Origin of the sequence: Sphingomonas sp. AP4-R1 (assembly GCF_013113735.1) — a bacterium.
Taxonomy (GTDB): Bacteria; Pseudomonadota; Alphaproteobacteria; order Sphingomonadales; family Sphingomonadaceae; genus Sphingomonas_I.
On the sequence record NZ_CP053346.1, the window covers coordinates 788,006 to 802,405 of the forward strand.

Annotated in this window: 14 protein-coding genes; 5 read left to right on the forward strand and 9 right to left on the reverse strand. The window is 66.2% G+C overall.

Annotated elements, in window-relative coordinates; translation table 11 throughout:
• The first annotated feature begins 74 nt into the window (after positions 1 to 74).
• From HL653_RS03795 to HL653_RS03810, 4 genes are all read left to right on the forward strand, one after another.
• Complete coding sequence (locus tag HL653_RS03795; RefSeq protein WP_171743330.1) at positions 75 to 887, forward strand: creatininase family protein; 813 nt, start codon at positions 75 to 77, stop codon at positions 885 to 887.
• 5 nt (positions 888 to 892) lie between these two features.
• A complete protein-coding gene (thiL, locus tag HL653_RS03800; protein WP_171743331.1) occupies positions 893 to 1,816 on the forward strand; it encodes a thiamine-phosphate kinase in 924 nt (307 codons plus the stop codon).
• Between the two features lie 113 nt (positions 1,817 to 1,929).
• Positions 1,930 to 2,592: a PEPxxWA-CTERM sorting domain-containing protein gene (locus HL653_RS24095; protein ID WP_253717505.1), complete on the forward strand. Its 663-nt coding sequence runs from the start codon at positions 1,930 to 1,932 to the stop codon at positions 2,590 to 2,592.
• Between the two features lie 161 nt (positions 2,593 to 2,753).
• Positions 2,754 to 4,886, forward strand: a complete 2,133-nt coding sequence (locus HL653_RS03810; protein WP_171743332.1) for a sodium-translocating pyrophosphatase — start codon at positions 2,754 to 2,756, stop codon at positions 4,884 to 4,886.
• Positions 4,887 to 5,010: 124 nt separating this feature from the next.
• Here HL653_RS03810 and HL653_RS03815 read toward each other — a convergent pair whose 3' ends face one another.
• The 8 genes from HL653_RS03815 to rplO all read right to left on the reverse strand — a co-directional run bounded on the left by HL653_RS03815 (position 5,011) and on the right by rplO (position 12,728).
• Entirely contained in the window at positions 5,011 to 7,164 is a 2,154-nt protein-coding gene (locus tag HL653_RS03815) for a prolyl oligopeptidase family protein (RefSeq protein ID WP_253717507.1), read from the reverse strand.
• An 82-nt stretch (positions 7,165 to 7,246) separates the two neighbouring features.
• On the reverse strand, positions 7,247 to 7,660 hold the full coding sequence (gene rplQ / locus HL653_RS03820; protein ID WP_171743333.1) for a 50S ribosomal protein L17: 414 nt from the start codon (positions 7,658 to 7,660) through the stop codon (positions 7,247 to 7,249).
• Positions 7,661 to 7,825: 165 nt separating this feature from the next.
• Entirely contained in the window at positions 7,826 to 8,893 is a 1,068-nt protein-coding gene (locus HL653_RS03825) for a DNA-directed RNA polymerase subunit alpha (protein WP_171743334.1), read from the reverse strand.
• 90 nt (positions 8,894 to 8,983) lie between these two features.
• Complete coding sequence (gene rpsK, locus HL653_RS03830; protein WP_171743335.1) at positions 8,984 to 9,373, reverse strand: 30S ribosomal protein S11; 390 nt, start codon at positions 9,371 to 9,373, stop codon at positions 8,984 to 8,986.
• Positions 9,374 to 9,478: 105 nt separating this feature from the next.
• Positions 9,479 to 9,847: a 30S ribosomal protein S13 gene (gene rpsM, locus HL653_RS03835; protein WP_171743336.1), complete on the reverse strand. Its 369-nt coding sequence runs from the start codon at positions 9,845 to 9,847 to the stop codon at positions 9,479 to 9,481.
• A gap of 222 nt (positions 9,848 to 10,069) precedes the next feature.
• Positions 10,070 to 10,732: an adenylate kinase gene (locus HL653_RS03840; protein WP_171743337.1), complete on the reverse strand. Its 663-nt coding sequence runs from the start codon at positions 10,730 to 10,732 to the stop codon at positions 10,070 to 10,072.
• Complete coding sequence (gene secY / locus HL653_RS03845) at positions 10,729 to 12,090, reverse strand: preprotein translocase subunit SecY (protein ID WP_171743338.1); 1,362 nt, start codon at positions 12,088 to 12,090, stop codon at positions 10,729 to 10,731. The genes HL653_RS03840 and secY overlap by 4 nt, the downstream gene beginning before the upstream one ends.
• Before the next feature lie 107 nt (positions 12,091 to 12,197).
• Positions 12,198 to 12,728, reverse strand: a complete 531-nt coding sequence (gene rplO / locus HL653_RS03850; RefSeq protein ID WP_171743339.1) for a 50S ribosomal protein L15 — start codon at positions 12,726 to 12,728, stop codon at positions 12,198 to 12,200.
• Between the two features lie 173 nt (positions 12,729 to 12,901).
• On the opposite strand from rplO, the gene HL653_RS03855 reads away from it, so the two are divergent.
• Positions 12,902 to 13,948, forward strand: coding sequence for an acyltransferase (locus HL653_RS03855; protein ID WP_171743340.1), 1,047 nt, complete (start codon positions 12,902 to 12,904; stop codon positions 13,946 to 13,948).
• A 270-nt stretch (positions 13,949 to 14,218) separates the two neighbouring features.
• Here HL653_RS03855 and rpmD read toward each other — a convergent pair whose 3' ends face one another.
• A complete protein-coding gene (gene rpmD / locus HL653_RS03860) occupies positions 14,219 to 14,395 on the reverse strand; it encodes a 50S ribosomal protein L30 (RefSeq protein ID WP_171743341.1) in 177 nt (58 codons plus the stop codon).
• Positions 14,396 to 14,400: the final 5 nt, after the last annotated feature.

Consider the following 14,400-nt stretch of genomic DNA (forward strand, 5'->3'; position numbering starts at 1 on the left):
GGTGCCGCCGGAATTTGCGCCCCGGATCGGCCGGGCCTAAATTCCCGCGACCAAGAACAGAAAAGGATAAGGCGATGCGGTGGACGGGTGCGATGGCGGCGATGATGGCCGCGGGCCTTGCGACGACGGCGGCGGACAGCGCCCCCAAGCCCGCCGCGCTGGAGCAGCTGACCACGGTGGAGCTGAAGGAGCGATTGCAGACGGGCTGCCCCGTCGCCCTCCTCTACAATGGCGGGGTCGAGGAAAGCGGGCCGCATCTCGCGCTCGGCAAGCATAATCTGCGCATCTATCAATATGGCGCGCAGCTGGCGCAGGCGATCGGCGATGCAATCCTGCTGCCGGTGATGCCCTTCTCGCCCAACGATGCCGCGCGCATGGCCTTCGCCGGCACGATCAGCCTGCGCCCTGAAACCTGGGTGGCGGTGAACGAGGATGTGATCCGCAGCCTGATCGGCGGCGGCTTCCAGCGCGTCGCGATCCTCACCGATCATGGCGACGGCATGCCCCAGCTACGCGACATGGTGGATCGGCTGGACAAGGAATATCGGCCGAAGAATGCGCGCGTCTTCTTCGTGGAGGATGCCTATACCAAGGCACGCACCCAGATCGAGGCGGAGATCAAGGCATCGGGCAAGGTGCCCGGCGGCCATGGCGGCCTGTGGGATACGGCGGAGGCGATGGCGGCCGATCCCAATCTCGTCCGCCCCACCCTGCTCGCGCCCGGCACGCTCACCGACGACGGTAACGGCCCGATCGACGCGAACGGCGTCTCCGGCGATCCGCGCGGCGCCTCGGTGGCGATGGGCCGCCGCTTCGGCGCGATCCGGGTGAAGCTGGCGACCGATCAGCTGCGCGGCCAGCTCGCCGCCGCCGGCCCCTGTCGCTGACACGCATGTCGGGGGAAAGCGCCTTCATCGCCGCGCTGCGCGGAATCGCGCGCGATCCGGCCGCGCGCGCGCTGGTGGACGATGCCGCCGTGCTGTCGATCGGCGGCGAGGCGATCGTCCTCACGCACGACATGATCGTGGAGGGCGTCCATTATCTGCCGGACGATCCGCCCGAGGATGTGGCGTGGAAGCTGGTCGCGGCGAACCTGTCCGATCTCGCCGCCAAGGGCGCGCGGCCGCTGGGCGTGCTGCTCGGCTATCCGCTGGGCGGCGAGGCGTGGGATCTGCGCTTCGTGGCGGGCCTGCGCGACGTGCTCGATCGCTATGACGTGCCGCTGCTCGGTGGCGACACGGTGGCGGGGGCGGCGGGCAGCGCGCGGATGATGGGGCTGACGGCGATCGGCGCCGCCCCCGCCACCGGCGCGCCCTCCCGCATGGGCGCGCGGGTGGACGACGTGCTGTACGTGACGGGCGCGATCGGCGCGGCCGGGCTGGGCCTCGCGGTCGCACGGCGAGAGCGCGACGGGCCCGAAAGCGCGCTCGCGGCCTATCGCCGCCCCGTCCCCCGGCTCGCGGCGGGACAGGCGCTCGCGCCGCACGTCCATGCGATGATGGACGTATCGGACGGGTTGCTGATCGACGCGCTCCGGATGGCGCAGGCCAGCGGCATCGGCCTGACGATCGATCTTGATGCGGTGCCGCTGGCAGAAGGCTGTGGCGGCGATCAGGCCGGGCGGATCGCGGCGGCCAGCGCCGGCGATGATTACGAACTTCTCTTCGCAGCGCCCGAGGGGCTGGAGATCGCATTGCCGGATGGCCTGCCCATCACCGCTATCGGCCGCTTCCAGGCAGAAGAGGGCTTCGTGTTGATCGACGCGCTCGGCCCGATCGAGCGGCCTGAGAGGCTGGGTTACGAGCATCACGGATAACCCCTCGGTCCACCAGGCTCAGCGGGACATGCTTTCCAGCAAAACTGCCATGAAAACGTCGCTGATCCGCGGATAGGGGCAGCGCCGGTTTCATTAACGGAAGGTTTACCAACGTGCGCTTTGCCCTGCTCGCTGCCGGTCTCGCTTTCTCGCTCACCGCCTCCGCCGAGGCCGCGACCATCCTCAACTTCGATTCCGTGCGCGGCCGCGATGGCGACACCGGCTATGTCAGCGGCCCCTATCGCGAGCAGGGCTATACGCTGACCTCCAACAGCTGCTCGACCCCGCAGAACACCTGCTTCGTCACGACCGGCACCTCGCTGACCAGCCTCGACCGCGTCGGCGCGGCGCTGACCAACTATCATGGCGGCGCCCGCACCACCGTCACCAAGGATGACGGCAGCGCCTTCCTGCTCAAGTCGGTTGATATGGCGAACAACTATGGCGACGGTTTCGGCGTCTCGCCCTACCGCACCAACACCGTGGTGTTCACGTTCAACTTCGCGGACGGCTCAAACCTGACGCAGAATTATACGATCAATGTCGATGCGGGCCAGTGGCTGACGGTCAACACGCTGACCTTCGATCTCGCCCCGCTCGTCTCGTTCAGCTGGGTGCCGACCACCAACACCAGCGGCTTCATCCAGTTCGACAATCTGACGCTGGACACCGCCGCCCCCGTGCCGGAATCCTCCACCTGGGCGATGATGATCGCCGGCTTCGGCCTGACGGGCGCCGCGATGCGCCGCCGTCGCCGATCGATCGCGTTCACCTGATCGCTCTCTCGCCTGCGTCGCGATCCGATCGCGACGCGGGCGAAACCGGATCGCGCGACCGGCCGCCTTTGCGCGCGCTTGCCCTTACCTGAATCGCTGTTCATACTTCCCGCTTGAGAAGCCGCCACGAAGCGCGCTTCCGCAGGAGAAGAGGACATCGCATGGCTATAGTCCAGCTTGCGATCGCGTGTGGCGTTCTGGCCGTACTGTACGGCCTCGTCACGAGCGGTCAGGTACTGAAGCTGCCCGCCGGCAACGCCCGGATGCAGGATATCGCCGCCGCCGTGCAGGAAGGCGCCCGCGCCTATCTCGCCCGCCAATATACCACCATCGCGATCGTCGGCGTCGTGATGGTGATCCTCGTCTTCCTGCTGCTCGGGCCGATTTCGGCGGTGGGCTTCCTGATCGGCGCCGTGCTGTCGGGTGCGACCGGCTTCGTCGGCATGAACATCTCGGTGAAGGCCAATGTCCGCACAGCGGAAGCCGCACGCGGCAGCCTGCAGGCGGGGCTCACCACCGCCTTCCGCTCCGGCGCGATCACGGGAATGCTGGTGGCCGGGCTCGGCCTGCTCGCCATCTCCGTCTTCTTCTGGGCGCTGATCGGTCCCGGCGGCCATGCGCCGACCGACCGCATCGTGATCAACGGGCTGGTGGCGCTCTCCTTCGGCGCGTCGCTCATTTCGATCTTCGCGCGCTTGGGCGGCGGCATCTTCACCAAGGCGGCCGATGTCGGCGCCGATCTGGTCGGCAAGGTGGAGGCCGGCATCCCCGAGGACGATCCCCGCAATCCCGCCGTCATCGCGGACAATGTGGGCGACAATGTCGGCGACTGCGCCGGCATGGCGGCCGATCTGTTCGAAACCTATGTCGTGACCCTCGGCGTCACGATGGTGTCGATCGCCCTGTTCGTGAAAGGACCGGAAGCGCTGGCGCTGATGAGCCTGCCTCTGCTGGTCGGCGGCGTGTGCATCATCACCTCGATCATCGGCACCTATATGGTGCGGCTGGGATCGGGCACGATCATGGGCGCGCTCTACAAGGGCTTCTGGACCTCGGCGATCCTCGCCGTGCCCGCCATCTATGCGGCCAGCCATTATGCCCTGGGCGATCTCAACGCCCCGATCGGCGGACCGCTGGAAGCGACCGGACCGGGCACGCCCGCCGCCGTCGCCGCGCAGACCGGCTTCACCGGCATGAGCCTGTTCTGGTGCATGATGATCGGCCTCGCCGTCACGGGCGCGCTGGTCTGGATCACCGAATATTATACGGGCACCAATTATCGCCCGGTGAAGTCGATCGCGAAGGCCAGCGTGACCGGCCACGGCACCAACGTGATCCAGGGCCTCGCCATCAGCCTGGAATCGACCGCCCTGCCGACGATCGTGATCGTGGTGGCGGTGGTGGCGGCCTATCAGCTGGCCGGCGTGATCGGCATCGCCTTCGCCGCCACCTCAATGCTGGCGCTGGCGGGCATGGTCGTGGCGCTGGATGCCTACGGCCCCGTCACCGACAATGCCGGCGGCATCGCCGAAATGGCGGGCCTTGAAGACAGCGTGCGCGAGAAGACCGACGCGCTGGATGCGGTGGGCAACACCACCAAGGCCGTCACCAAAGGCTATGCGATCGGATCGGCGGCGCTGGCGGCGCTCGTCCTGTTCGGCGCCTATACGGCCGATCTGAAGGAGTATTTCCCCGGCCTCGCGGTCGATTTCTCGCTGTCCAATCCGTACGTGATCGTCGGGCTGCTGCTGGGCGCCTTGCTGCCCTTCGTGTTCGGCGCGTTCGGGATGACCGCGGTGGGCCGGGCGGCGGGCGCGGTGGTGGAGGATGTGCGCGACCAGTTCCGCGCCAACCCCGGCATCATGGCGGGCACCAGCCGCCCGAACTATGCCCGCACCGTCGATCTGGTGACCAAGGCGGCGATCCGCGAGATGATCGTGCCCAGCCTGCTGCCGGTGCTGGCGCCGGTCATCGTCTATTTCGTGATCCGCCTCGTCGCGGGGCCCGCCAACGGCTTCGCGGCTTTGGGCGCGCTGCTGCTGGGCGTGATCGTCTCCGGGCTGTTCGTCGCCATCTCGATGACGTCGGGCGGCGGCGCGTGGGACAATGCCAAGAAATATATCGAGGATGGCAATTATGGCGGCAAGGGATCGGACGCGCACAAGGCGGCCGTGACCGGCGACACGGTGGGCGATCCCTACAAAGACACGGCCGGCCCCGCCGTGAACCCGATGATCAAGATCACCAACATCGTCGCGCTGTTGCTGCTGGCGGCATTGGCGGCCCACGGCTGAACCCTCCCCTCCCGCTTGCGGGAGGGGCCGGGGGTGGGTGGGCAGTCCGACGGCCGATCGGCGGCACGACTTCTATGATCCGTCGGCCCACCCCTAACCCCTCCCGCAAGCGGGAGGGGAATGATCACTTCACCACCGGCGGCGCCAGCCCCGTCCAGTAAGCCGCGAACGCCAGCACGTCCGCATATTCCTCGATCGCCTTCGAGGTGGGCTTGCCTGAGCCGTGGCCCGCGCGCGTCTCGATCCGGATCAGATGCGGCTTCGGGCCGATGTCGGCCGCCTGCAAAGCCGCCGCATATTTGAAGCTGTGCGCGGGCACGACGCGATCGTCCGTATCGGCGGTCGTCGCCAGAATCGCCGGATAGGCCGAGCCCGAGCGGATCGTGTGATAGGGCGAATAAGCGAGGTTGTACTTCAGGTCCGCCTCGTTCGCGACGGGATCGCCATAGTCGCCCGTCCAGAAGCGCCCCGCCGTCCAGTTGGTGAAGCGCGTCATATCCATCACGCCCACCTGCGGGATCGCCGCCGCGAACAGATCCGGCCGTTGATTGACCACCGCGCCCACCAGCAGGCCGCCATTCGATCCGCCGTTGATCGCCAGCTTCTCCTTCCGGGTGATGCCGGTGGAGATCAGAGTTTCCGCCGCCGCGATGAAGTCGTCGAACACATTCTGCTTCTGCAGATGCTTGCCGGCATCGTGCCACGGCTTCCCATATTCGCCGCCGCCGCGCAGGTTCGCGACCGCGATCACGCCGCCCATCTCCATCCAGTCGAGCCAACCGACCGAGAAAGCGGGCAGCACCGGAATATTGAACCCGCCATAGCCATAGAGCCAGGTCGGCGCCCCCGTCGACAGATCCAGCCCCTTCTTGTGCGCGACGAACATCGGCACGCGCGTGCCGTCCTTCGACGTGTAGAAGACCTGCTCCACCTGATACTCGCCGGGATCGAACGGCGTCTGCGGGGCCTTGAACACGGTCGAGGCATTGGCGGCCGCGTCGTAGCGATAGATGGTGGTCGGCCGGTTGTAGCTGGCGAAGCTGTAATAGGTGATCGGGCCGTCGCCATCCTCGGCGAAGCCCGCCGCCGTGCCGATGCCGGGCAGCGCGACGATCCCGTCCGCCTTGCCGTCCAGCGCGTAGCGGCGGACGACACTCTTGGCGTCCTCCATCGTCACGACGAGGAAGCGATGGCCGACGATCGAGGCGGAATCGATCGTGCCCACCCCCTCCGCGATCAGCGGGGTCGCGACGGGATGGCCGGGTGCGGTGCCGTCGATCGCCACGATCCGCTTGCGCGGCGCGCCATCGGTGGTGACGACGAACAGGGTGTCGCCCGCCGAGCCCGCATATTGCAGCTCATGATCGCCGTAGGGGATCAGGATGCGCGCCTTGGCCCCCGGCTGCGACAGATCGAGCGCGGCCAGCTCGGTCTTCACGTCATCCTCGGTCGAGAGGATCACGAGCCAGCGGCCATCCTCGCTCACCTGCAGCCCGTGCGTCAGTTTGGGCCGATCGGATGTGTCATAGACGAGCGGATCGTCGCTCTGGGGCGTACCGATCCTGTGGAAATAGATGCGCTGGTCGAGCGTGCCGGACGTGTAGAGGTGCCCGCCCTCCGGCTCCGCATAGCGGCCGTAGAAGAAGCCCGAACTGTCGCCCTTCCAGACGATGTTCGTATATTTGCCCCACTCGACCGTATCGGGCAGCACCTTGCCCGTCGCCACCTCGACGACATGGAAGGTGCGCCAGTCGGTGCCGCCCTCCTGCACGCCATAGGCGACATAGCGCCCGTCCTTCGACGCCTCCCACTCCGCCATCGCGGTGGCACCGTCCTGCGCCCACGGATTGGGATCGATCAGCACGCGCGGCGCGGCGTTCCCTTCCTGCACGTACAGGACATATTGATTCTGCAGCCCGCTGTTGCGCCGGTAGAACAGGCGATCGCCGCGGATCTGCGGCACGGCGAACTTCTCGAAATTCCAGAGCTGGGTCAGCCGCGCCTTGATCGCGTCGCGGCCCGGCAGCGTCGCCAGATAGGCCTCGGTGAACCGGCTTTCCTGATCCACCCACGCGCGCACCTTCGCATCGGTGCGGACGTCCGCCTCCAGCCAGCGATAGGGATCGGGGATCGCCAGCCCGAACGGATGGTCTACCGTCGTCCCGCGTTCGGTGGCCGGATAGGGCGCCGCCGTCTGCGGCGGGGTGGCGGAGGTGGCGCCGGACAGCAGGGACGTGGAAAGCAGGGTCATCGCGAGCAGCACCGGGCGGAAAAGCATGAAGAGGCCTCGAAACGGAAAAGGGCCGGAAGGCTTTCCGCCCCCGGCCCTTCATCCATTCAACCCGAAGCGGGTGTCGCGATCAAGCCGCGTCTTCGAGCACCTCGACCGGGCCCGAATCCTGGCCCTTGGCGGTGACGTCGCGATCGACGAACTCGATCACGGCCATCGCGGCCGCGTCCGACAGACGGGTCGGCGCCTTGATGATGCGGGTATAACCACCGGCGCGGTTCGCATAGCGCGCCGCCAGCACGTCGAACAGCTTCACCAGCTGCGCGTCGTCCATCAGGCGGCCATGGGCCAGACGACGGTTGGACAGGCCACCCTTCTTCGCGAGCGTCACCAGCTTCTCGACATAGGGGCGAAGCTCCTTCGCCTTGGCGAGCGTGGTGATGATCTGCTCATGCTTGATGAGGGCAGCGGACTGGTTGCGGAACAGGGCCGCACGATGGGACGCGGTGCGCTGAAGCTTACGACCGCCGACGCGATGACGCATGGGTAATTCCTTCTCGTTCGTCAGGGGCCCGTATGAGGTAACCCCAGCCAGGCGGTGATGAGGGCCACCGCCGAAAGCCCATTCTCAATCTCGTCACCCCGGCCTTGAGCCGGAGGGGACGGCGGGTTTGAAAGCCGGGCCGAAGTCTCGCTTCGGCCCGAACTCTCAGAACTCCTGTTCGAGCTTCTTGGCCATTTCCTCGATATTCTCGGGCGGCCAGCCGGGGATTTCCATGCCCAGACGGAGACCCATCGTGGCGAGGACTTCCTTGATCTCGTTCAGCGACTTGCGGCCGAAATTCGGCGTGCGCAGCATCTCCGCCTCGGTCTTCTGAACCAGATCGCCGATGTAGATGATGTTGTCGTTCTTGAGGCAGTTGGCCGAACGGACCGACAGCTCCAGCTCGTCCACCTTCTTGAGGAGGAAGCGGTTGAGCTGGTTCGAGCCGACTTCCGGCTCGGCCACGCCACCGCCGATCGGCGCCATCGGCTGGGCTGCGGCCGGAGCCGAAACCGCCATGCCTTCGTCGAAGTGGACGAAGAGCTGGAGCTGATCCTGCAGGATGCGCGCGGAATAAGCGAGCGCGTCCTCGGGCGTCACCGTGCCGTCGGTTTCGACGGTGATCGTGAGCTTGTCGTAATCCAGTTCCTGGCCGACGCGGGTGTTCTCCACCTTGTACGCCACCTGGCGGACCGGCGAGTACAGCGCATCGATCGGGATCAGGCCGATCGGGGCGTCGGCCGGACGGTTCGACGCGGCCGGGACGTAGCCCTTACCGACATGGACGGTGAGTTCCATGTTGAGCGAGGCGCCCTCGTCCAGATGGCAGATCACGAGATCCTTGTTCATGACCTCGATGTCGCCCGACGTGGCGATGTCGCCCGCGGTCACCTCGGCCGGGCCGGTGGCGGACAGCTGGAGACGCTTCGGGCCTTCGCCCTGCATGCGCAGCGCGACCTGCTTCACGTTCAGAACGATGTCGGTCACGTCCTCGCGCACGCCGGCGAGCGACGAGAATTCGTGCAGCACGTTCTCGATCTTGATCGCGGTCACCGCAGCACCCTGCAGCGACGAGAGCAACACGCGGCGCAGCGCGTTGCCGAGCGTAAGGCCGAAGCCACGCTCCAGCGGCTCGGCCACGAAGGTCGCGCGGCTCTTGGAGCCACCGCCGGCCTTACGCTCGAGACCCATCGGCTTCTTCAGTTCCTGCCAATTCTTGGCGTTGACGGCCATGGTGTTCCCCTTGGGGTTTGAGCCGCGACGCGTCCGCCGCGACCATAAAAGCGGTGTCCGGGCCCACGGATGCGGGCGCCGGAAGGACGATCAGACGCGGCGGCGCTTGGAGGGGCGAACGCCATTGTGCGGGATCGACGTCACGTCGCGGATCGACGTGATGTGGAAGCCCACCGCCTGCAGCGCGCGCAGGGCCGACTCGCGGCCCGAACCGGGGCCCTTCACTTCGACTTCGAGGGTGCGGACGCCATGTTCCGCGGCCTTCTTGCCGGCGTCTTCCGCGGCGACCTGCGCGGCATACGGCGTCGACTTGCGGCTGCCCTTGAAGCCCATCATGCCGGCGGACGACCACGAAATGGCGTTGCCCTGGGCATCGGTGATGGTGATCATCGTGTTGTTGAAGCTGGCGTTCACGTGGGCCACGCCCGCCGTGATGTTCTTGCGCTCGCGCCGCTTGATGCGCTGTGGTTCGCGTGCCATCGAAAAGTTCCTGACCTAAATCTGTTGAAGCAGGAGGGGCCGGCTCTGGGAGCGTCCGCCTCCGGCGGAGAAGAAGTTGGAAAACAGTCCCGGGACTGTTCTCTCTTACTTCTTCTTGCCTGCGATCGGCTTGGCCTTGCCCTTGCGGGTGCGCGCATTGGTGTGCGTGCGCTGGCCGCGGACCGGCAGACCCTTGCGATGGCGCAGGCCGCGATAGCAGGCGAGATCCATCAGGCGCTTGATGTTCATCGCCACCTGGCGGCGAAGATCGCCTTCCACGGTGTAGCCGGCGTCGATCGCTTCACGGATCTGCAGGACCTCCTGGTCCGAAAGATCCTGGACGCGGCGCGCAGCCTCGATGCCCAGCTTGGCGGTGATTTCCTTGGCCTTGGCCGGGCCAATGCCGTGAATGTAGGTCAGCGCGATTTCGACGCGCTTGTTGGTCGGGATATTAACACCCGCGATACGTGCCATAGTCTTTCTATCTCCTGCTCCACAGGGCGGTTGGCGGGCCACCCCATCTCGACGCTTCGAACCCCCGAACAGGAAAAACACGACGCACGCGTAAGCGCCGCCGGAAACCGGTTTCGAGGGAGGACGCGCATGTAAGTGTGTGATGGAACCGAGTCAAGCGCCGCGCGTGCGGCGCCCGACCCGTTCCGGGCAAGGCGGAAGGAGCGTTGCGCCCCGCCCGCCTCATGCGGTGGCGGACTCGCTTATGATACCGTCGATCGCGGCCGTCACGGCGTGGATATCCGCCATGCCGTCGACGCGGGCGACGAGGTTCTTCGCATCGTAATAAGGCAGGATCGGCGCCGTTTTCGCGCGATATTCCGCCAGACGCGTGCGGACGGTATCCGCATTGTCGTCCGGACGGCGCTTGAACTCGTGGCTGCCGCACACGTCGCACGTGCCCTTCACCTTGGGCAGCTTGTAGCGATCGTGATAGCCTTCGTTGCACTTGGCGCAGGTGAAGCGGCCCGAGATGCGATCGACCAGGGCATCCTCGTCCACCTCCAGCTCGATCACATGATCCAGCTTCAGGCCGCGCTCCGCCAGCAGGGCGTCGAGCGATTCGGCCTGCGCCTGCGTGCGGGGATAGCCGTCGAAGATGAAGCCCGGCGCGTGCGCCTCGTCATCCAGCCGGTCCGCGATCAGCTTCGTCACGATCTCGTCCGAGACGAGTCCGCCCGACTTCATGATCGCATCCGCCTGCCGGCCGACATCGCTGCCGGCCTTCACGGCCGCACGCAGCATGTCACCCGTCGAAAGCTGGATCAATCCGTGCTTCGTCATCAGCAACTGGGCCTGCGTGCCCTTCCCCGCCCCCGGGGGCCCGAGCAGGATCAGAAGCTTCATCTACGCATTCCTCCCTTGAGGCGGGCCTTCTTGATGAGGTCGCCATATTGATGCGCCAGCAGATGGCTCTGGATCTGCGTCACCGTGTCGATGGTCACATTGACCACGATCAACAGGCTCGTGCCACCAAAACCAACCAGATGCCGGGGCATGAAAATCTCCGGCACCACGCAAATGAGCGTGAGATATGCCGCACCGATCACGGTGATGCGAGTGAGCACATAGTCCAGGTAGACTTCCGTGTTCTTGCCTGGGCGGATGCCGGGGATGAAGCCGCCATAGCGCTTCAGATTGTCCGCCGTCTCCTCCGGGTTGAACACCACGGCCGTGTAGAAGAAGCTGAAGAAGATGATGCCGGCCGCATAGAGCACGAAATACAGCGGCGTATCCTGGCCGATCACCTGGTTCACGGTGATCAGGAAATCGCCCCAGCGGCTCTCGCCCGAAATGCGGTTGCCCGCGAACTGCGTGATCGTCAGCGGCAGCGCCAGCAGCGAGGACGCGAAGATCGGCGGGATCACGTTGGCGGTGTTGATCTTCAGCGGCAGGTGGCTCTTGTCCGCCTGCATCATGCCGCGCGCGGTCTGGCGCTTCGGATACTGGATCAGCACCCGGCGCTGCGCGCGCTCCATGAAGCAGATCAGCAGGATCAGCGCGATGATGAACAGGAAGCCCGCCAGCACCATGATCGGCGAGGACGCGCCCGTGCGTGCCGCCTCGAACGCGGTGGCGATCGTCGTCGGCAGCTGGGCCACGATACCCGCCATGATGATGAGCGAGACGCCGTTGCCGATGCCCCGGCTGGTGATCTGCTCACCCAGCCACATCAGGAACATCGTGCCGCCGACCAGCGTGATCACGGTGGTGACGCGGAACAGGATCGGATCGACGACCACGGCCGTCTGCCCGGCGCTGTCGCCCCAGGCGGACAGGCCGACCGCGATGAAATAGCCCTGGATCGCCGTCAGCAGCACCGTGCCGTAGCGGGTATATTGGTTGAGCTTCTTGCGACCGCTCTCGCCTTCCTTCTTGATCGAGGCGAGCTGCGGGCTCAGCGACGTGGACAGCTGCACCACGATCGAGGCGGTGATGTAGGGCATCACGCCCAGCGCCACGATCGACATGCGCGTCAGCGCGCCGCCGGTGAAGGTATTGAAGAAGTCCATGACCCCGCCCTTCGTCGTATCGAAGAGCGTGGCGAGCGCGCGCGGATCGATGCCCGGCAGCGGCACATAGGAGAGCAGGCGGAACACGACGAGCGCGCCCAGCGTGAACCAGATGCGCTTCTTGAGTTCGGTGGCCTTGGCGAATTGCGAGAGGCTCGCGTTCGACGCCAGTTGTTCGGCTGCTGATGCCATGGAGAACTATCGAACCTTCAGAAATGACAGGAGCGGCGCGGCGAATGATCCGCCAGCGCCGCTCCATATAGTGCCGTTTCGGTCAAGGCCACTAGGCCCCGCGCGAATTAGCCGCGAGCGGCCTTCTTGGCAGCCAGGGTCTTGCCCTTCTTGGCAGCGGCCTTCTCGGCGGCCGGAACCACCTCGATCACGTTGACCGAGCCGCCGGCGGCTTCGATCGCCGCCTTGGCCGCGCCCGAAACGCCCGCGACCTTGAAGTTCAGCTTCGCCGAATATTCGCCCTTGGCCAGCACGCGGACGCCGTCCTTGCCGCCACGGGCGACACCGGCCGCCTTCAGCGCGGCATGATCGATCACGCCGTCGGTGGCGAGCGCGCCCGCATCGACCAGCTTCTGGATCGCGCCCAGGTTCACCTCGGCATAATCCTTGGCGAAGATGTTGTTGAAGCCGCGCTTCGGCAGACGCATGTGGAGCGGCATCTGGCCGCCCTCGAAGCCGGCGATCGACACGCCCTCACGGCTCTTCTGGCCCTTCTGGCCGCGACCGGCGGTCTTGCCGACGCCCGAGCCGATGCCGCGGCCCACGCGGACGCGGCTCTTGCGCGCGCCCTTGTTGTCGGTGATGTCGTTCAGTTTCATATCGTGCACTCGCTTTCGCTATGTTCGCGCGGATTGGGAAGCCGGCGCCCCTAGCCTATCCCGGCCGGCCTGCCAAGCCCGGCGGCGACTCCGGAAGTAGGCCCGCGCATTTGTGGAGACATGCGCGCCGTGTATGCTTCACCGGGACGGCACGAAAATGGGGCAATACGCGCATGGGGGTTCGGCAGGACGATCAACGGCGCGTCTTTCATATTCTGGATCTGCTGCGTGCCGTCGCCGCGCTCGCCGTCGTCGGCCATCACCTCGGCGGGATCCTGGATCGCTGGCTGCCGGCCAGCCCGCTCGCGGTGGATCTGTTCTTCGTCCTCAGCGGATTCGTGATCAGCCATGCCTATGACGGCCGATTGCGATCGGGGCGATTGAGCGCTTCGGCCTTCTTCCGGCTCCGCATCATCCGGCTTTATCCGCTCTATATCCTGGGCACGCTGCTGATGCTGGCGCTGGTCGTCGCCAAGCGCCTCTCCGGCCACGGGGCGCTCTTCCCGATCGAAGCCGCTGTCTCGTCCCTCGCCTTCGCCGCCCTCTTCCTGCCGACACCGAACGCCGTCTCCGTCGCTCCGGGCGTCGTCTTCCCACTCAACAACCCCGCCTGGTCGCTCTTCTGGGAACTGGCCGCGAATCTGGCCTACGCGCTCCTCATCCGGCGGCTGAGCAGGGCCGCGCTGGCGGCTCTCGTCGGCGTGGGTGCGCTGCTCCTGCTTTCCAGCAGCGTGCATTATGGGGGGCTCAATATCGGCGGCCTGTACGCGACCTTCCCGGGCGGGATGGGCCGCGTCGTCTTCGGCTTCTTCTGCGGCGTGGGAATCGAGCATCTCCACCGCCGGGGGCGGCTACCCGGTTTCTCCCTGCCGGCCGGGCTTTCGGCGATCATCCTGCTGCTGGTTTTCGCGTTTCGTCCGGCCGGCGATCCCGCGCTTTACGACGCGGGCGCCGTCCTGATCGCCTTCCCTCTGCTGGTCGCGCTCTCGCTGGGGGATCCGCCGCGCTGGATGGAGCCGATCTGCTCCAAGCTGGGCGTCGCTTCCTATGCGATCTATGCGCTCCAGACGCCGTTTCTGGATCACTTCGCGTTCGTCGAACATGGTCTGGCGTTCGAGCTCGGTTTCCTTGCGGTATTGACCGCGATCGCGCTCGTCGCCGACGCCGTTTACGACCGCCCCGTCCGACGCTTCCTCAGTCGCCGGTTTGCAGCGGCCTGATCCGGGCGGCGTACCGCTTGCAGCGCTCTGTAGCCGTCCTGCAAGCGCGGCTCCGGTGACGTAGCCCGATCGCCTCCGGCAGGGATCGTCCTTGCGAGCGCAGCGAAGCAATCCAGTCCCGAACGCGAGGAGCTGGATTGCTTCGCTGCGCTCGCAAGGACGGTCGCTTTGTCCGGACTATCCCGGAGCCCATACCGCAGCCAAAAGAAAAGCCGGCCCGGGGCGAACCCGGACCGGCTTTCTCTTTTCAACGCAGGGTCGGAAGAGGGCTCAGCCCTCGACCTTCACCATGTGCTGGACTTTCTTGATCATCCCGCGCACCTCGGGGGTGTCGGTCAGCTCGCTGGTCTTGTGCATCTTGTTGAGGCCGAGACCGATCAGCGTCGCGCGCTGATCCTTGGTCCGGCGAATCGGCGAACCCGTCTGGGTCAGCTTGATCGTCGCCATGTCGC